The organism is Arthrobacter livingstonensis, assembly GCF_003219815.1.
GTDB lineage: Bacteria > Actinomycetota > Actinomycetes > Actinomycetales > Micrococcaceae > Specibacter > Specibacter livingstonensis.
This window is the reverse complement of the sequence record NZ_QJVD01000042.1, coordinates 1-18,129: the sequence shown is the minus strand read 5'-3', so window position 1 is coordinate 18,129 and position 18,129 is coordinate 1. Positions and strand designations below refer to the sequence as shown.

General features: G+C 59.0%; 15 protein-coding genes. 5 read left to right on the top strand and 10 right to left on the bottom strand.

The window, feature by feature from the left end; genetic code table 11:
• Positions 1 to 458: 458 nt before the first annotated feature.
• The 8 genes from CVV68_RS21250 to CVV68_RS21215 all read right to left on the bottom strand — a co-directional run bounded on the left by CVV68_RS21250 (position 459) and on the right by CVV68_RS21215 (position 10,503).
• A complete protein-coding gene (locus tag CVV68_RS21250; RefSeq protein WP_110502992.1) occupies positions 459 to 1,865 on the bottom strand; it encodes an NAD-dependent succinate-semialdehyde dehydrogenase in 1,407 nt (468 codons plus the stop codon).
• Positions 1,866 to 1,979: 114 nt separating this feature from the next.
• Positions 1,980 to 3,611 (bottom strand): zinc-binding metallopeptidase family protein, encoded by a 1,632-nt coding sequence (locus tag CVV68_RS21245; protein ID WP_245933709.1) that lies wholly within the window; start codon positions 3,609 to 3,611, stop codon positions 1,980 to 1,982.
• 8 nt (positions 3,612 to 3,619) lie between these two features.
• Complete coding sequence (locus CVV68_RS21240; RefSeq protein ID WP_170133287.1) at positions 3,620 to 5,272, bottom strand: thiamine pyrophosphate-binding protein; 1,653 nt, start codon at positions 5,270 to 5,272, stop codon at positions 3,620 to 3,622.
• 22 nt (positions 5,273 to 5,294) lie between these two features.
• The gene (locus CVV68_RS21235; RefSeq protein ID WP_245933708.1) at positions 5,295 to 7,016 is read right to left on the bottom strand and encodes an amidohydrolase; all 1,722 of its coding nucleotides are present in this window, start codon (positions 7,014 to 7,016) and stop codon (positions 5,295 to 5,297) included.
• A complete protein-coding gene (locus CVV68_RS21230) occupies positions 7,009 to 8,067 on the bottom strand; it encodes a C-terminal binding protein (RefSeq protein WP_110502989.1) in 1,059 nt (352 codons plus the stop codon). Before CVV68_RS21230 ends, CVV68_RS21235 begins: the two co-directional genes overlap by 8 nt.
• Complete coding sequence (locus CVV68_RS21225) at positions 8,057 to 8,824, bottom strand: amino acid ABC transporter ATP-binding protein (protein WP_110502993.1); 768 nt, start codon at positions 8,822 to 8,824, stop codon at positions 8,057 to 8,059. The genes CVV68_RS21230 and CVV68_RS21225 overlap by 11 nt, the downstream gene beginning before the upstream one ends.
• 32 nt (positions 8,825 to 8,856) lie before the next feature.
• Positions 8,857 to 9,594, bottom strand: a complete 738-nt coding sequence (locus CVV68_RS21220) for an amino acid ABC transporter permease (RefSeq protein ID WP_110502988.1) — start codon at positions 9,592 to 9,594, stop codon at positions 8,857 to 8,859.
• A 63-nt stretch (positions 9,595 to 9,657) separates the two neighbouring features.
• A complete protein-coding gene (locus tag CVV68_RS21215) occupies positions 9,658 to 10,503 on the bottom strand; it encodes an ABC transporter substrate-binding protein (protein ID WP_170133286.1) in 846 nt (281 codons plus the stop codon).
• Positions 10,504 to 10,721: 218 nt separating this feature from the next.
• Here CVV68_RS21215 and CVV68_RS21210 point away from each other — a divergent pair, with 218 nt between their 5' ends.
• Positions 10,722 to 11,633: an Lrp/AsnC family transcriptional regulator gene (locus tag CVV68_RS21210; RefSeq protein WP_110502986.1), complete on the top strand. Its 912-nt coding sequence runs from the start codon at positions 10,722 to 10,724 to the stop codon at positions 11,631 to 11,633.
• A 137-nt stretch (positions 11,634 to 11,770) separates the two neighbouring features.
• On the opposite strand, the gene CVV68_RS21205 is transcribed toward CVV68_RS21210, so the two are convergent.
• Both CVV68_RS21205 and CVV68_RS21200 read right to left on the bottom strand, forming a co-directional pair.
• Positions 11,771 to 13,021, bottom strand: a complete 1,251-nt coding sequence (locus tag CVV68_RS21205; RefSeq protein WP_110502985.1) for an aminotransferase-like domain-containing protein — start codon at positions 13,019 to 13,021, stop codon at positions 11,771 to 11,773.
• Positions 13,022 to 13,095: 74 nt separating this feature from the next.
• Positions 13,096 to 13,830: a TetR/AcrR family transcriptional regulator gene (locus CVV68_RS21200; protein WP_110502984.1), complete on the bottom strand. Its 735-nt coding sequence runs from the start codon at positions 13,828 to 13,830 to the stop codon at positions 13,096 to 13,098.
• A 59-nt stretch (positions 13,831 to 13,889) separates the two neighbouring features.
• On the opposite strand from CVV68_RS21200, the gene CVV68_RS21195 reads away from it, so the two are divergent.
• From CVV68_RS21195 to CVV68_RS21180, 4 genes are read left to right on the top strand one after another with little or no spacing between them, the layout of a single operon-like run.
• On the top strand, positions 13,890 to 14,852 hold the full coding sequence (locus tag CVV68_RS21195) for an ABC transporter substrate-binding protein (RefSeq protein ID WP_110502983.1): 963 nt from the start codon (positions 13,890 to 13,892) through the stop codon (positions 14,850 to 14,852).
• On the top strand, positions 14,853 to 15,755 hold the full coding sequence (locus tag CVV68_RS21190) for an amino acid ABC transporter permease (RefSeq protein WP_110502982.1): 903 nt from the start codon (positions 14,853 to 14,855) through the stop codon (positions 15,753 to 15,755).
• A gap of 8 nt (positions 15,756 to 15,763) precedes the next feature.
• Positions 15,764 to 16,513 (top strand): amino acid ABC transporter ATP-binding protein, encoded by a 750-nt coding sequence (locus CVV68_RS21185; RefSeq protein ID WP_306415719.1) that lies wholly within the window; start codon positions 15,764 to 15,766, stop codon positions 16,511 to 16,513.
• A gap of 30 nt (positions 16,514 to 16,543) precedes the next feature.
• On the top strand, positions 16,544 to 17,710 hold the full coding sequence (locus CVV68_RS21180) for a M20 family metallopeptidase (RefSeq protein ID WP_211320947.1): 1,167 nt from the start codon (positions 16,544 to 16,546) through the stop codon (positions 17,708 to 17,710).
• Positions 17,711 to 18,129: the final 419 nt, after the last annotated feature.

Here is an 18,129-nt window from a genome sequence, read left to right as displayed (position 1 = left end):
AGCGCTCCCTTACGGACGCGTACGCAAGTGGTCTATCAGGGGAAACAACGGAAAAATTTGTATTTCCCCAGATAAGATATCGGAATATGCGGGGTAGTGCGTATCCGGTTAGCTCAGGTGTAGTTTTGGATCATGGCATGTCCGGACTTCCGCGGTCGATTCTGGAGTTTCAGGCGAGGTTCGGTGACGAGCCGTCGTGCTTGGGATATTTGTTTGCCTGCCGATGGCCGGAGGGCTTTGTTTGACCACGATGTCAGGGGCGTCGCGGTTGGCCCCTTTCAACGCGGGCAGGTGTGCCACGGCTTATTTTCCGATGATGGTGGGCGACCAGAGGGAGTGGACAGGACGGTGAACTCTTCCCCGCTCACGGGGGCTGATTCCTGTGGATTGTGCCCTGATGGTTCCGATCGTGGGCCGGCCGGACCAGATGGCGGATTGCGCCCATGTTGCTGCCCTGTTCATGACGCAATGTAGACGAGGCGTTTGTTGACGAACTCATCCATGCCGAGAGGTCCTAGTTCGCGGCCGTACCCGGAGCGTTTTATGCCACCGAAGGGCATCTCGGCTCCATCGGCTTGGGCGGTGTTGACGGTGGCCATGCCGGAGTGCAGTTGTTGAGCGACTTTGCGTGCACGCTGTTCGTTGGTGCTGAATACTGCGGCACCGAGACCGTAGTCGGTGTCGTTGGCAAGGGCGATGGCCTCTTCGTCGTTGGTGACCTTGTAAATGACGGCGGCGGGGCCGAAGAGTTCCTCACGGTAGGCACGCATACCGGCGGTGATCCCGGTGAGCACGGCCGGGTGCACGAAGGAACCCGGGCCGTCGAGGCGTACGCCACCGGTGTGGAGCACGGCTCCCTTGGAGACGGCGTCTTCGATTTGTGAGAGCAGCCCAGTGGCGGCTGGTTCCGAGGACAGTGGCGGGAAAGTACCGGCCTCGTCCAGAGCAGGGTTGCCGGGGACAAGTGCGGCCGCTTGGGCGGTGACCTCGGCGACGAATTCGTTATAGATGGTATCCATGACGATGATGCGTTTATTGGAATCGCAGGACTGGCCGGCGTTGCTCATGCGGGTTTCAAGGGCTGCCCGGGCGGAGGCTTTGACGTCGTTGCTGTCCAGGATGATGTACGGGTCAGAGCCGCCGAGCTCCAGGACTACTTTCTTAAGGTTCCTTCCAGCGATCTCGGCGACAGCGGCGCCGGCCCTTTCGGAGCCAGTGAGGGAGACGCCCTGGATGCCGGGGTCGGCGATGATGGTCTCGATTTGTTCGTGGCTTGCGTAAACGTTGGTGTAGACACCTGTTGGAAGCCCTGCATCTTCCATTAGTTGCTCGATCGCACGGGCGGACCGGGGGCAATTTTCTGCGTGTTTGAGGATGATGGTATTTCCGAGGACCAGATTTGGTGCGGCGAACCGGGCTACCTGGTAGTAGGGGTAGTTCCAGGGCATGATGCCCAGTAGAGGGCCGACGGGCAGTTTCTGGATCATTGCGCTGGCCCCGTTGAGTGCCTTGATCGGCTGGTCCGCGGCCAGTGTGGGGCCTTCGGCGGCGTAGTAGTTGAAGATGTCGGTGCAGAAGCGGGCTTCATCGATGGCTTCGGAGCGGCGCTTGCCCATCTCCTCGGTGATGATGGCGGCCAGTTCGTCCCTGCGATCGGTGAAGAGCTGCCCGATGCGTGCCACGATGCGGGCCCTCTCGGTGATGGGAACCTGACGCCAGGTTTGGAAGGCCCTGTCCGCAGTGGTGATTGATTCCTGCAGAGCCGCGTCGGAGATGGTGGAAAATTCCTCTACGAGCGTGCCGGTGGCAGGGTTGAGCACCCGGTAGCCGGGGGAGTGGGATGAGGGGTGCGTGGTGGCGGTCACGGCAAGGGTCCTTCTTTGCTGGGGTGTGGGTGCTGAAAATATTGACTGGCTGCGGGGCCCTGCGTGACGGAATTTCTCGGGGTCGAAAGGGCCGTCACGCAGTTCATTCTGGGGTTACGGTCGGGCAGCTTTGGGGTACCAGACACGTTCGCCGTCGGGTGTGGCGGAGTAGTCGGGCCATGCGAACTCGGTCGGCGGCATGAAGTCGGCGGGCAGCAGTACCGGCATGGGGTCTTCTGCCGTTCGGTGGTCGAACTCTTTTTTGGCTGCAGCCAGGGTTTCTGGGTTGGTGAGCAGGTCCATGAAGGTGCCGGCGATCGTTTTGCCGGCGACCTCGATGGTGGGGTCGATGGTTTCTGCGATGCCGCCGAGGGCGTTCATGACCCAGCCCGGGTAGGCTCCTTGTCCCGGGGCTGGTTTCAGGGCGGGGCGGGAGACGTAGAACCTGACGGTGGGGGCGTAGTGGGTCATTTCTACGTAGTCGTCGCTGGTCCAGTTTTTCTGCCAGGGTGCCAAGTGTTCGCGCAGAGCTGTTTCAGCGTCCTGGGGGCTGATGAGTTGTTCGCATTCGTCCAGGAACGGCTTTTCCATGGGCTCGATACCCAATTTTTGCTGAATTTGTTGCGCGGCGGCAATTGCGGCGGGCCCATACTGGGGCGCTCCCACGGACTCGAGGTTGTTGTAGAGGGCTTGGGCGAGCACGTGATTGGTACGTCCGGGCCGGTTCCGCGCCACCCAGGTGTTGCTGAGGGTGCAGTGGGCCATGGCTGCGGCGTGCTCGGCGTTGCGGTCAAGGACGGTCAGGACGTGCTCTGCCATTTCCAGGGTTGGGCAGCGCCAGGAGTACTGGATTTGCGCGATCCGTGCCGGCAGGTTGTCCGCCGTTGCCTGGCCTTGGGTGAAGATGGCGTCGGAGAGGCTCCAGCCGCCGAAGCTGGGCAGCATGGCATCTTGCATGATCCGTGAGGAGGTGTACATGCTCATCAGGGCCACGTTGGCTCCCGGGGCGCGGGCGGCGGAGTGGGAAGCGGGGATGGGGGAGTTGGGGTTGGCGTTCAGCTGCCAGGTTTCCGGTTCGTCGCAGACGAAGGTGTAGATCTTGCTGTAGTAGCTGCCGCATTGGGTGTCCCACCTGGCGGTGTTGCACAGCGGGAGCATGTAGAAGGGGTGGAAGCTGACGATCGCGTCGACGCCGTCGTAGTAGCCGCGCAGTCCGTGGACGACCTTGGAACCCTGTACTTTTTCTGCCGGTTCGCCGGTGTATTTGAGAGTCCCTGCGATCCCGTGAACGGTCATTGCATGCTTGGCTCCCAGCAGCCCTGCCAGGGTGGAGATCCCCAGTGCCGAGTGTGGGTCCGTGTGGCCGGGCGCGTAGGGGCTCAGGCCGTCGCGGGGGGAGGGGTCCGTGGCGGCGGACTGGCAGTTGCCGGGCACGGCGTCGTATTCCGCGTAGGTCAACAGAACCGGCCCGCCCTGCCCAAGGGACCATTCTGCGCTGAATGCTGTGGGCATGTCCGCGCTGCCGGCCTCCACGGTGAAACCCTCGGCCCGCAGTAAATCCACGTACCACTGCGCGGACCTGTATTCGCGCCAGGCCGGTTCAGCCAGGTCCCAAATGTGGCGGTGCCAGGCAGAGAGCCGGTCCATGTTCTCGGTAATCCACTGCTGCGCGGTTGCCTTTGACGCGGTGGCCTTTGACGCGGCTGCCAGGGTGGTGTCGGTGGTGTCGGGTGCAGAAATGCTCATGGTGGTTCCTAGGAGTGTGAGTCGGACGTGGTGGTGGTGAAGAGGTGCAGGGGCACATGGATGAGCTGCAGACCGCCGCGTTCCAGTGAGTCCGTCAGCGTCGGGGCAAAATCGGTGGCGTCGCTGAGCCGGTGGCCGGTCCCCCCAAAGGCGGTGGCTAGGGCAGCCCAGTCGGGTTGGACGAGATCGACACCGACGGGCGTGATATCCCGGTCTTCTTCGTTGGCACGGATCTCGGCGTAACCGCCGTTGTCGACACAGACCACGACCAAGTCAAGACCTTGTTCGACGGCGGTCATCAGTTCCTGCACGGCAAACATCAAGGCGCCATCGCCCAGGATGCACACCACGGGCCTTTCAGGGGCGGCAATTTTGGCGCCGATCGATGCCGGCAGCCCGTAGCCCAGCGTGGCGTAGGCCGGCGTGTACAGCAGCGAATGGGGCAGCTCGTGTGGGATGAACGACGCCGTGCCGAGATACGTGATTTGTGAAGAGTCCCCGCCCACAATAGTGTTGGCCGGCAGCACCGATGCTGCTTCTTCCGCGATCCGGCTCAACACCGGCGAGAGCGCGCGGGCCTGGCTCCGCAGAGTTTCCCGGACGGTGGCAAGGTCCGTCGTTTCCCGGCGAAGGTTGGCCAGTTCTGTAGTCAGCTGGGGTACGACGACGGCTGCGTCACCGATCAGTGCGACGTCGGAGTCTACGTTCTTGTGCGCCTGGGAGGCAAGGATGTCCAACCGGATGACACTTCCCTGCGGGGTGAGAGTTCCGCCCCAGAGCTCGGACTCGCCCACCTTGGAACCAATGACCAGCAGCACGTCTGCCTCATTGCACAGTAACTGAGCGGCCGGAAGGCGAATGTCCGAACCCAACGACAGCGGGTGGCTCTCGGCCAGGGAACCCTTGCCATTGAGCGTGGTGACCACCGGGGCCTGGAGCAGTTCAGCCAACTCGGCCAGCCCGGCACCGACACGAGTGGAACCACCACCGGCCAATATCACCGGCCGGGCCGCACCGCGGAGCAGATTACTTGCCACCTTCAAGAGCTCGGGGTCCGCGGTTTTCCCGGTTCGGACCGGCTTGGCGTCCAAAAGTTCCACCGGGCAGTCGGAGAGACCTTCAAGGACGTTCAGCGGTACCTCGATATGGACGGGGCGTGGCCGGCCGTACCGAAACAATTCAAACGCGTCGTGGACGGCCTGGACCGCCTCGGTAGCTGAGTGGACCCGTCGGCTCCATTCCATGATGGCTCCCGCGGCCGCTGAGGCGTCTTTCGTTTCGTGCAGCGAGCCGATATCGGCGAATTCGCCACCTTCGGGCACACCGGGGGAAAGTATGATCAACGGACGGGATTCGCAGTATGCGGTCCCGGCCGCGGACAGGGCGTTGAGCAGCCCCGGCCCGGAGGTGGTGATGACAACGCCTGGCAGTCCTTTCTGTTGGGCCCACCCGTCCGCGCCGTAACCGGCACCCTGTTCGTGTCGGGTGGTCACGGGCCGGATGCCCAGCGCCACGAGATGCCGGTAAAACTCCAGGTTGTGCGTGCCCGGAATGCCGAAGATCGCATCCACCCCGTAGTTGCGTAACGTCGTCAAAATAGCGAAACCGGCGTTGTTCACAGTGGGTGGGGTCGCGTACGGCTGGGTAGTTTCTGTCGTCATGGTGTCCATGGTGGGTCTCCTGTCAGAAATTCACGTGGTCAAGGCTGGGTGTCGGGTCCGAAGGTGCTGCATCCAAGGTGTACTGGCAACTGCCGTCGACCCAGGTCTGAAGGACCTCGATTCCGCTGATCCGTTCCGGTTTACAAGCAAGTGGATCTCCGGAAAGGACGGCGAAATCTGCACGCTTTCCGGATGTGAGCGAGCCGAGGTCGTCCTCACGTCCGAGCACCCGGGCTGCATTGATGGTGTGGGCGGCCAATGCTTCCCCCGCCGTGATGCACAGATTATCGGGACCCAACTTGTGGCCGTTGCGGGTCACCCGTGTGACAGCGGCCTGGATGGCCTCCAAAGGTCGGGGATCGGCCACGGGGGCATCTGAACTGATTGTCACAGGTACCCCGGCGGCGATGAATTCACCCAATGGGTTGAAGCGTTCGCCCGGGGTGCCGATGGCCTGCTGCACGCCCTCACCCCAGTTGTAGTAATGCTGGGGCTGGTTGACCGGGTAGATGCCGGCTGCTGCCATGCGCCGGATCTGATCAGGTGTGGGCAATCCGCAATGTTCAATGCGGTGCCGGGCGTCGGCGTCGGGCCTCTCGGCCTGGGCTGATTCGATCGCGTCGATGACCATCTCCAACGCGGTGGGGGACTGGGCATGGGTGGCGGTCTGGAGCCCGACGGCGTGGGCCTTGCGGATCAGCTCCTTGTACGCCGCCGGCTCATGATAAAGCTGGCCTGTGCGGCACGGGTCCCCGACATAACCGTCTGGGAAATACGCCGTCCACCCGCCAAGAGTGCCGTCTGCGTAGAGTTTGATCCCGGAAAAGCTCAGGCGGGCGTTGCCGAACTGGCCATGCAAGCCCATGTCCAGGGCGTCATCGAGGAGATGGGATAGCAGGTACATGCCGATGCGAACCTTCAACTGGTTCTGTTCGGCCAGTTGAAGATACATGTCGAATTCACGCCGGGAAACCTGGGCGTCACCGATGGCCGTTACCCCGCCCGCCAGAAATTTTTCCTGGGCCACGCCCAGCTGGCGCAGGTGTTCTTCAGGTTCATCTGCCAGGTGGAAGTTTGGGCCATGGTGGCCGATCTTCACACCCTCCAAACCGGTGAGGATGTTGCACGCAGCATCTGAAAGCTCACCGGACAGCTCCCCGTTCGCGTCACGAAAGAACTCACCGCCTTGCGGATTGGGTGTATCGCGGCTGACCTCATGCAACTCAAGGGTGAAGGAATTGACCACGCCACCATGCCCGGAAGCGTTCATCAGATACACCTCACGGTCCGAGGCAACACCATCAAGTTCAAAACGGGTCGGATGGCGGCTTTCGACCAAATTGCGGTGCTCATAGCCGTAACCGCGCACCGGCAGACCGTTCGGAATCGTCTTAGCGGCTTCCCGCAGCAATGCCACGATCTCGGGGATGCTGCCGGCTTTCTCCGGGCCGCAATCGACCCAACTCAGCATCTGTCCATACATCAGCGGATGGGCGTGCGCATCAATGAAACCCGGGACAATGGTTGCGCCACCAAAATCACGAATGTCCGGTGACTGGCTGTCTAGCCTGGCCGCTGCGTCGCGGCATTCCCTTAGGCTTCCGACGGCGACGATCTTCGAACCTATCATCAGGAATGCTTCAGCAACAGGCTGGGCTGGGTCATTTGTGTGGATTGTCGAGGCAGTGACAATGGTGGGGCGGTGACCGAAGGGCAGGTCTTCAAATGTGGTGAGTTTACGCACGGTCTTCTCCATCGCGGATCAGGGGTGGATGAACGGTCTGGTGGAGCTCAATGACGGGGGAGTCAGGGTGGCCGGCGTTTTTCCAAGAGGCAACGTTTTGCGCTTGTTGGCGAACATATTCGGTTTCGGTGAAGTCCGAAAGGTAGGCCATGTGGGGTGTGACGAGAATGCGCGGATGGCCCAGCAAGGGGTGTTTCCCGGCTGCGGGCGGCTCCTGATCCAGAACGTCCAGGCCGGCTCCCGCCAGATGTCCGGAGTCGACGGCATACCGTACGGCGGCCGAATCAACGAGCGAACCACGGCTGACATTGATCAGGTATGACCCCTTGGGCATATGTGCCAGGAAGCCAGCGTCAATCATTCCGCTCGTTTCGGGGGTCAGCGGCATGTGCAGCGACAGGACGGTGGAGGTGTCTCGCACCTCTTCCAAGGTGGTTCTCCTGATCCCGGCTGTTCTGAGCCGTTCGCGGATTTCCGGGGTATCCGGCAGTACCGGGTCATAGCCGATCACTTCGCCAAAAATGGAGGCTGACAATTGAGCGAACCGGGTGCCGATGCGGCCCAGCCCCAGAATGCCAAGGCGGGACCGGCTGAGCCGGGGAGGCGTCAGTGTGTCTCGGATGTTCCAATCGCCGCACTGCACGCCGGCGCTGTAGAAAGGGAGTCCCCGCGTCAGTGCGAGCGACAGTGCCAGGGCATGGGTGGCCACTTCCTCGGTTGCGGCACCAGGGATGTTGGTGACCCAGATTCCCCGTTTCCGTGCTGCTTCAACGTCAATGTTGTTGAAGCCCATGGACAGTAGAGCGATGATGCGCAGCGAGGGCATCGCATCCATCATCACGGCCGTGACGGGGGCGTAGCCGACCAGTAATGCGGTGGCGTTGCCAGCCTGTGCGGTGATGCGTGCCGGGTCCTGGGTTTCCAGGTAGTCAACCTGGAAACCGGCTTCGCGCAACAGCTGAGTGCCCGCTGCGAAGTCAACGTCATCCATGTCGGTGTAGACGGCACGGAGCTTCACCTGAGTAGTGCTGGAAAGAGTTTCAGTGGACATGGCTGAGGAACTTCTTGGTGCGTTCGTGCTGGGGATTGTCAAAGAACTGCTCGGGTGCTCCCTGTTCAACGATGACCCCGCCGTCGAACAGCGTGACTTCGTTGGCAACCCGTCGGGCGAAGCGGACCTCGTGGGTCACCACGATCATGGTCATCCCGGTTTCAGCCAGGCGTTCTATGACCTCCAGGACTTCGCCGACCAGTTCGGGGTCGAGCGCGGATGTGGGTTCGTCGAAGAGCATCACGGAAGGGTTCAGCACAAGCGCCCGGGCGATGGCGACACGCTGCTGTTGCCCGCCGGAGAGTTCAGACGGAAAATGGCTGGCCCGGTTTTCCAGACCGACTTTCTTGAGCATATCCATGGCTTGGGCGCGGGCCTCGTGGTGCGAGATCCCCTTGACACTGGTTAGCCCGAGCATCACATTGCGCACGGCCGTAAGGTGGGGAAAGAGGTTGAACCGCTGAAACACCATCCCGATTTCCTGACGCTGGACGGCAAGTTGGCGCTCGGGCAAGTGCAGTGTGTGGCCTTTGTGGTCCTTGCTGCCGATCCGCCTTCCTTTGAGATGGATTTCTCCAGAGTCGGCAGGTTCCAGCAATGCCATCAAGCGGAGCATGGTTGACTTTCCCGAACCGGACGGTCCAAGAACGGCCTTAACCTGGCCCTTGTCAACATCAAACTGAACGCCTTTCAGTACGGCGTTGCCATTGTAGTTTTTGTGAAGGTCCTTGACCTGAAGGACAGCTTGGGTGGTCATGGATTGCTCCTGGGCGGGTTCGAGGACGGATTTCACGAGATGCCTACCTTGTCGCCGAGGACGGCACCGGCGGTCTTCTTGGGCTTTGTCGTCTTTGACGTCCAGGCGAACCTCTTTTCCAGGAGGCCCTGCAGGACGGACAGCACCGACACGATAACCAAGTAGTAGACGATCGCGGCGGCGTAGTATTCGGCGTAGCGGAAGGTGATGTTCACGCCCACCTGTGCCGTCGTCAGAAGTTCCCGCAGCGAAATGACCGAGGCAAGAGAAGAGTACTTGACGAGTCCGATGAATTCGTTGCCGGTCGGCGGTAGTGCGATCCGGATGGCCTGAGGGAGTACAACCTTGAGCATGACCTTCGCAGGCGACATGCCTAGCGCCCGGCCCGCCAGTGGTTGTCCGTCGTCGACGCTTAGGAGCGCTGAGCGAATAATTTCCGACATGAAGGCCGCTTCAACGAGCCCCAGCCCGACTGACGCGGCCACGAACGGGGAGAACCAGTCGGCGCGGAGAGCGGGGATAAGTTGCGGGAGTGCATTCCACATGATGAGCAGAACGAGAAGGGCCGGAATGGCGCGGAAAAACCACACGTACAGGTGTGCGGGTCCCTGTAGGTACGTTTTGCCTGATGTCCGTCCAATGGCCATGAAGAATCCGATGACGGTGGCCAGGATAAGGGATACGATGGCTACCCCCACGGAAAGTGCGGCGCCTTTTATGTAGTCCGGACTGACCAGCTGGGCAAAGAAGATGTTGGGATCAAAAAGCATTAGCTCTGTACTCTCCTGAGGAATGTGGGTTCCTGTCCACTGACGTCTGAAGTTCGCATGATGCTACTTGACGTCCAGGATTGTGGGATCCAGGTTGTACTTAGCGGCGATCTTGCCCAGCGAACCGTCGGCTTTCAGGGCTTTGAAAGCGGAGGCGATTTCAGGGCTCAACGAGCCGCCTTTCTTGCTGAAAACACCAAATTGTGTGTCCGGGTCAAAGACCTGGGCCGCCACTTCGAGCTTGCCTTTGTTCTGGGTGACCATGTAGGCGGCGGCAACGTTGGTTTCAACCAACACGTCGGCCTTTCCGTTCAGCACGGCCAGCACGGTGTCGGAGGTCTTAGGGTATTCGGAAAGTGTTGGCGCTGCCTTGCCTGCGGCTTTACACTCGTCGCCCATGGCCGCTACGGTTGCGGCGTTGCTTGAAGCAGCCTGTGCGACGACCTTGCGTCCGCAGAGGTCCAGCTTGGACTTCAGATCGCCCGCAAGTCCGGGCGCTGCGAGTGCCGTGGGGCCGGCGTTCATGATGGGGGCGGCATCGGCAACCTGCAAGCGGGCTGGACTGGTGTACAGGCCGCCAAGGATCATGTCGCACCGTCCGGTTTGGAGCCCGGGCATTAGCCCGTCAAACGACGTGACTTCGAATTTGACCTTGACGCCCCAGTAGTCGGCCAGCGCCCGTCCTGCGTCGGCATCGAAGCCCACAATGTCACCTCCGGATCCATTCGCGTAGTACTCCAACGGCGGGTATTCCGGGTCAATGCACAAGGTCGCCTGGCCGGCGTTGACAAGGCCCTTGGGTGTGAGATCGTTCCCTGCGGCCGCGGGCCCACCAGTCGATGCAGAACATCCGGCAAGGGCCAGGACGCTTATGGAGGCGACTGCTGCGGTCTTGAAGAAATGCTTCATTGAAAATCTCCTGAAGGGTGGATGGGCTGCTGGCCTGAGCGAGCATGTCCCATGATTCTGTGACATGGAACACGAGAAGTCAACAAATAATTTGTTTCCAACAGTATATGAAGCCAAACTGAACGGTTTACGTCGATTTTTTCGTCAATATTTTGGTTTTCTACTCCATTGGTGAATAAGTTGCATGGCCTCGTGGGGCTGGCTGGTATAAATGAGGGATGAACGATTTGGAGTCCTCTCTGATACATCGACTGCGGCATGATGGCAGAGCATCATTCAGCGAACTAGCTAAATCGGTCGGTAGCAACCGGGCCATCGTGGCCTCAGTCGTTAACCAACTCTTAGCTTCGGGAAGAGTTCGTGTGCTGGCCGCCGTCCACCCTCGTGTCTTGGGACTAGCCGTGTTGGCCCATTTGGCAATCAAGGTTTCCAGCAGCTCCGACGACATTCTCCGGCAGGTGGAGTCATTGGACTCCACCGTCTATATTTCCGAAACCACGGGTCCCTTCCAGATCGTTGTCGAGGTGCGGATGAAGACTATGGGCGAACTTTATGGCGTTATGGCTGAAATTCGACGATTGTCCGACGTCGTCGAGGTCAATGTCCTGCTTTACGAACGCGTGATCCAGAGTCTTTTTCTCGGTGAAGAGCCATCCCTGGAAGGTCTGGTGATGGACCAGACCGACATCGACATCATGACAATCCTCCAACGCGATGGCCGGGCGGGATTTGCCGAAATTGGGGAAGCCGTCGGTGTTTCAATGAGTACCTGCCGAAGTCGGGTTCTACGTCTCCTGGAGTCTAGGGTCATTCAAATCGGTGCTATCGAGCGCCGAAGTGACACGGCCGGTGACCTAGTCTTCGGTTGCGGCGTAACCCTTCGTGCCGACTCCACCGAAATTGAAAGATTTCTGTCGGCGATTGACGGGGTGTCTTTCGTAGCTCGCACCATTGGGCGGTACTCTCTCGTGGCAACGATCGCGGTAGATTCGCAGCGTGACTACAATCGAGTCGTTCGCAACATTAGGGCACTACCTTCAGTTTCACTTCTGGACACGTGGTTACATACGAACATCGTTCAAGAGCGATTCGAAGACAGCCTCGATAAATTGATGTCTGCCGCTAACTGATAGGGCTTTGCGATTCGCCGCGCTCGGAATTTTTCAAGTCGGTTCGTACCAACCGACTTGAAAAATTCCGCTTCGACTAGTCCGGCCATAACCAGGATGGGTGCGTGATCAAGGGGTGAGTCTCAAATGTGATCAGCTTACGTAACGTCCTCTCCAGTCGTTGATGGCCGTACTGACGGTAGTGCCGTTAGGGTTACCCCCAGTCGCCGGATACCCTCGACAAGTGCTTCGTCTGTCTCGAAGGAGAATGCCACTCGCAGTTGGTTGGTACCTGCAGGTTCTGCGAAGAACGCGCTGCCGGGGACGAAAACGACTCCGGCACCGATGGCTGGCTGGAGCAGCGCGTCAACCGATTTCCCTGTGGGAAGCGTGATCCAAGTGAAGAACCCTCCCGTGGGCCTGGTCCAGGTTGAACCTTCGGGCATGTGGAGTTTTAAGGCGTCCATCACGGCATCGCATCGTCTCGAGTACGTGGCACAGGCCTCCCTGACGTGCGAACGCCAGTCAAATCCGGAAATGTAGCTCTCTACCAGCATCTGGCTCAGTACCGACGGACAGATTGTGGTGGCTTCGGCCGCCAGTTGAAGGCGTTTGCGTACCTCCGTAGGCGCCAGAACCCAGCCGATCCGCAGTCCGGGGGAGAAGATCTTGGAGAATGACCCCAGATAAAAGACGTTGTCAGGATCCAAGGCGTACAGCGCCTGCTGAGTGGATCCATCAAAACTGAGGAGCCCGTAAGGGTTGTCTTCCACGATGGCGATTCCTGCGGCCCGGCAGATATCGACAATCGCCCGCCGGCGATCGGGTGCGAGGGTGATGCCCGACGGATTATTGAAGTTCGGGATGGTATAGAGGAACTTGATCGTCCTGCCTTGTGCTTTTAGAGTGCCGATGGTTTTCTCAAGCTCGGCCGGAATCAGGCCTTTGTTATCGATCGGCACTTGTACGACGTCGGCCTGGAGACCCGCAAAGGTTCCCAGTGCGCCCACATAGGTGGGTCCTTCTGCCAAGATGACGTCACCGGGGTTGCAGAAGAGCTTGGTGACAAGCTCGAGTGCCATCTGTGACCCTGAGGTGATTTGGATGTTTTCAGATGCGGCGGAAATACCCTCCATGGCCATGATCTCGCAGATCAATTCCTGCAACTCCGTGGTTCCTGCCCCGGAGCCATACTGAAGTGCTTCCTGGCCCCGTTCTTTAATGATCTGGTGGGCCATGTCCGCTATTCGCTCCATCGGCAGGCCGCTGAGGTCCGGGTTCCCTCCTGCCAGCGAGATCATGTTTGGCCGCATGGACACTTCAAAGACCTCACGGACTGGTGAGGGATGGTACCCATCAGCCCGGTCCGCGAACCGGGCCGTATGCAGTGAATCGGTAATGGTAGTCATGGTGTCCTTCAGATCGTTTGGTGTGGAGACGGCTAGATGGGCAGTTTCTCAACCGACCGGGGCTTGGTAGCGAGTCAGCTTAGGTGTGAGGGAACAGTGCTTCGTTTTTGCTCCACGAAGTCGGTCACGTCGATGCCGAATTCGTGGGCCGCGAAGCGTTGCAGTGTTTTGATCATGGTTTGCGGACTGTGGTCATAGATGCCGTTGAGCGTTTGGATGGCCAGTCCGTCAATCAGGGCCAGAAGCAAGGTAGCCAACGCGTCAGCGTCGTGGAAGGGACGGATGAGTTCTTCGGACATCGCCTCTTCCAGCGTCTGTTCAAAGATTCCGCGCCAGGCCAGCAGCGTATTTGCCACATGCTTTCGAATTTTCTCGTCCTTGTGAGCTGCGCTGTAGACCTCTACCCAAAAGCCCCAAGCATCCTCGAAAGTAGCTTCACCCTCCACCGCGAACGTCAGCAGGTCGTGCAACCTTTCGACAGCGTTGGTCCCTTCGGAGTACAGCCCCTGCCATTCCTGAACTGAGGCAAGCGTCCGGAACTCAACGGTGGCATGAACCAGCTTTTCGCGAGTTCGGAAATAGTGCTGGATCATGCCGATGCTGAATCCGGTCGCGTCGGCAACCGCACCAAAGGAACACCCATCAACCCCTGCCTTGGAGATGATCACAGCGGCATGGGCGACAATCGTTTCGCGCCGTTCCGCAATGGCCTGTTCCGTCACGGCATGGGTGCGTTTGCGTGTATTCGTCGTCATGAGACCCTTCCCCTGGACATATTCGATACGGCCCTTGACAGTGCCAGCCGTCACACAAATAATAAGTTACACATATTATTTATTCAAGCCCGACTTTCTGGACTGGAGCAACCATGATCAAGAGCACGCTATTTACGAAAACCTGCCTAGTAGCGGTCTCCGCTCTGCTGATTGGCGCGTCCACTGGCTGTACAAACACGGAGGCACCGGCTGCGGTCGTCAACGCTTCCGGGAAGTCGATGCCGGCGTTGGGGGAGGGCGGGCAGCAGGCCGCGCTAGCGGTGAAGCCTGATGCAAAAGTTGAAGGCCTGATCCCGGCGAGTATCAAGGCCAAAGGGACAATGCAGTTGGTGACTGATCCGACGTATGCGCCGATCGACTTCACGGACAACACCGGCAAGATCATTGGACTTGAACCGGACATGGCTCTGGCGGTTGCCAACAAGATGGGCATCAAGATCGACATCACTAAGGGCGACTTCAACGGTATTCTTGCCGGACTCCAGTCCAAGCGCTACGACGCCTCGTGGGCTGCCTTTTCCATTACACCAGCGCGAACCGCGGTGGTAGACATGGTCAGCTACATGAAGGGTGGTACTTCGGTCATGGTTAAAAAGGGCAATGAGGGCAATTTTCACGGTGTTCTTGATCTGTGCGGGAAGACAGTTACGGCGCAAACAGGGACTACACAGGCACTGATCGTCATGCCCAACTTTGAAAAGCAATGCAAAGACGCCGGCAAGGCAGCCATCACGCCACTCTTACTGCCCCAGCAAGACAGCGCAAACCAATCTGTTGCCTCTAATCGGGCTCAGGCTATGCTCGCCGACAATGCCCTCACCGCCTACTATTCGCAGATCCAACCCGAAGCATTCGCCCAGATCGATTCAATTTTGGTCGAACCGTCGCTGGCCGGCGTTGCCATGGCAAAGGGAGACGGCGAATTGGCCAAGGCGTTCCAAGCGGCGATCCAATCCCTAATCGACGATGGCACCTATGGCAAGATCATGGCTGCCTGGAACCTCACGCCGTCGGCCGTACAAACCTCGGAAATCAATCCCGCTGTGGAGGGCTAAATGTACAATCAAGAGGCCGATAGCGCCGTCGACATCGACCATGATTTTCTTACGCTCACAACTAAACCTGTGCTTCGTCGGCGCCGGCCGGGTCAAATCATCGCCGTCGTAGTCGTTTGCTTTGTAGTCGTGTACGGCGTGTGGACCTTGTTCACCAACCCCGGGTTCGGCTGGGGCACAGTGGGAAAGTACTTCCTGGACACGCGCATCCTTGGCGGGCTGCTCATAACACTGGAACTAACCGTAATCGCTATGATCATCGGCTTCGTCGTCGGGATGGTCGTTGCGGTGATGCGCATGTCGGACAACTGGCTGTTGCGGGGAGTCTCCGGTGCCTACATTTGGTTCTTCCGAGGAACGCCGCTCCTGGTTCAGCTGCTTTTTTGGGGCTTTGCAGCCGTGCTGTTTCCAACAATCGGACTTGGCATTCCCTGGGGTCCTACGTTCGTCGAATGGAACACCAATGACGTGATTTCACTCTTTGGTGCTGCGATCCTTGGACTTGGACTGAACGAAGGTGCATACATGGCAGAGATCGTCCGCGCCGGACTGCTCAGCGTCCCTGCCGGGCAGTCGGAAGCCTCGCGCTCCATGGGTTTTAGCCAACTCCATACTCTGCGTTTTGTCGTCATTCCGCAGGCCATGAAAGTGATTATTCCCCCAGTAGGGAACGAAGTCATTTCAATGCTCAAAACGACTTCTCTCGTCATCGTGATCGGGGTCGGCGATCTGCTGTACAACACCCAGCAGATTTACGCGCAAAACCTAAAGCAGATTCCGCTGCTAATCGTGGCGAGCATCTGGTACATCCTGTTGACCTCGATCCTGACGATGGTGCAGTCGCGTCTGGAAAAAAATTACTCCAAAGGTAACGCTCTCCTGCTTGGAAAGGCCCAACGCTGATGTCGGACGTGAAATTCCTCAATGTGCATAAGAACTTCGGCCAGCTGGAGGTTCTCAAAGGCATCAACTTGACCGTGCACAAGCAGCAGGTCGTTTGCCTGATCGGACCGTCCGGGTCAGGGAAGTCAACACTCTTACGTTGTGTGAACCATTTAGAGATGACGACCTCCGGTGCCATCACCGTCGGCGGTCGAATGATTGGCTATGACGTTCATGGTGACCAGCTCCAGGAGGCCTCCGAGGCCGAGATCAACAAGCGACGATCCAAAATCGGCATGGTCTTCCAATCATTCAATCTCTTTGGCCACATGACCGCCAAGGAGAACGTCATGTTTGGTCCCACCAAACTGTTGAAAATGTCCAAAAAAGATGCCGAGGAGCACGCCTGCGAACTGCTGCGAAAAGTCGGGCTCGCGGACAGGATGAACAATTACCCGTCACAACTTTCCGGTGGACAGCAACAGCGTGTGGCGATCGCCCGGGCCCTTTCCATGAAGCCAGAGGTCATGCTCTTCGACGAACCCACTTCTGCCCTGGACCCGGAACTTGTCGGTGAGGTTCTGGACGTCATGAAACAACTGGCTCGCGACGGGATGACCATGATCGTGGTCACACACGAAATGGGATTTGCCCGTGAAGTGGGTGACGTCGTGGTCTTCATGGATGACGGGGTCATTGTCGAGCAAGGCGATCCACGGGAAGTCTTGAGCAATCCCCAACACGAACGGACCAAGTCATTCCTCTCCAAGGTGATCTGACTCCGAGAATCAACTGAAAGGGTCGTACTAGTGACCGCTGGAACTGCTAAGGACTTCAAAAACGAAGCCGAATCAACAATGAATAACCGGTTCGAAAGTATTCTTGAGTTCAGTCATAAGCTTCACCACCATCCAGAAACCGGTTTCCAGGAATACCGGGCAGTTCAGTGGCTGGCCGACGAACTAAAGTCCATTCCCGGGGTGCGGATTGAAGTTGGTTTGGGCGACTTACCCACCGCGCTGAAAGCGGAGGCGGGTACCGGAGAGCTCGTCTTGACCATCTGTGCGGAGTATGACGCCCTCTCCGGGATCGGGCATGCCTGTGGTCACAACGTCATCGCTTCTGCAGCGCTAGGCGCGTTCACAGCGCTGGCGTCCCTGGCTGACCGGCTCGACATTACAGTGCGCCTTCTCGGCACGCCCGCTGAAGAAAACGGCGGTGGCAAGGTTCTCATGCTCGAACACGGTGACTTCGACGGCACCCACGCGGCAATGATGATCCATCCAGGCGACGTGGACGAAGTGGAGATGCTTCCCTACGCCTGCGCCGGGTACGGCGTCTCTTTCCACGGTCGCAGCTCGCACGCTTCGACCCAGCCGTGGGATGGTATCAATGCTCTGGACGCGTTGACGGTGGCCTTGACGGCGATTGGACTGGCACGCCAGCAACTCGAACCCGGACAACAAATTCACGGCTGCGTCGACGGCGCCGGAACGGCGCCTAACGTCATTCCCGAACTCGCAACGGGACAATGGATGGTCCGCGCACTCGACATAGACTCCTTGGCCCGCGTCACCGCAGTGCTAAAACGATGCCTAGAAGCCGGAGCGCTAGCAGCAGGAGCCCGACTGGAGTTCGTCCAAGATGGCCCCGTATACGCTGATCTTCGGACCGATAGATCGATGGCTGAGATCTTCAGCGCCAATTCGGCGAACTTAGGCCGACCCATGGGTCCTGCCAGCCGTCGAGGCGGCTCCACCGATATGGCTAACGTATCCCACCGGTTCCCCACCATCCATCCCATGATCAGCTTGGGTGATGGCTGCCCCTCTATCCATAGTGCAGAATTTGCAGCTGTCGCGTCGTCGGAGGCTGGTGACAAGGCGATCTGGGACGGAGCTCTCGCCATGGCGTGGTCGTGCATCGATTTGGCCATGTCTGGTGATGCGCGGGATCGGCTATTGGGCGTGAAATAGATTACTCAGGCACGACTGTAACGGCATCCAATTGAAATTAGCCAGTCAGCTTGGCCCGGCCAATCTCGAGGAGTTTCCCCTTTTCACTTCGGAAACCTACCGGATCTGATTGGTTCTTCCGTTCCCAAACAACAGAAGGCAGTGACGATGGTTCATACTCGAGAGTCTCATTTGGTCCATGGAGCGTTGGCGGCCCGGCATGGATAGCCCAAGGCGCGACGCAGTGGTCGGGCAGCGCGAGATACCCGACTACCCGCGCTATGCCGGACTTGCCACGTTCGCTCTGCTACCCAGAGTCGAAGATGTTCCTGATGCTGACGTGGCCATTCTAGCCTGAAGTTTCGCAGGTTATGACAGGAGGATCCCCGGGTTTCCGGGGGTCCTCCTGTCGTTTGGTCTGGGGTGTCTGGCTACTTTTT

Excerpts from the sequence above, each read along its gene's own strand:
- CVV68_RS21245 (WP_245933709.1), bottom strand. The coding sequence starts at position 3,611 with ATGAGCATTTCTGCACCCGACACCACCGACACCACCCTGGCAGCCGCG.
- CVV68_RS21240 (WP_170133287.1), bottom strand. The coding sequence starts at position 5,272 with ATGACGACAGAAACTACCCAGCCGTACGCGACCCCACCCACTGTGAAC.
- CVV68_RS21230 (WP_110502989.1), bottom strand. The coding sequence starts at position 8,067 with ATGTCCACTGAAACTCTTTCCAGCACTACTCAGGTGAAGCTCCGTGCC.
- CVV68_RS21225 (WP_110502993.1), bottom strand. The coding sequence starts at position 8,824 with ATGACCACCCAAGCTGTCCTTCAGGTCAAGGACCTTCACAAAAACTAC.
- CVV68_RS21220 (WP_110502988.1), bottom strand. The coding sequence starts at position 9,594 with ATGCTTTTTGATCCCAACATCTTCTTTGCCCAGCTGGTCAGTCCGGAC.
- CVV68_RS21215 (WP_170133286.1), bottom strand. The coding sequence starts at position 10,503 with ATGAAGCATTTCTTCAAGACCGCAGCAGTCGCCTCCATAAGCGTCCTG.
- CVV68_RS21210 (WP_110502986.1), top strand. The coding sequence starts at position 10,722 with ATGAACGATTTGGAGTCCTCTCTGATACATCGACTGCGGCATGATGGC.
- CVV68_RS21205 (WP_110502985.1), bottom strand. The coding sequence starts at position 13,021 with ATGACTACCATTACCGATTCACTGCATACGGCCCGGTTCGCGGACCGG.
- CVV68_RS21195 (WP_110502983.1), top strand. The coding sequence starts at position 13,890 with ATGATCAAGAGCACGCTATTTACGAAAACCTGCCTAGTAGCGGTCTCC.
- CVV68_RS21190 (WP_110502982.1), top strand. The coding sequence starts at position 14,853 with ATGTACAATCAAGAGGCCGATAGCGCCGTCGACATCGACCATGATTTT.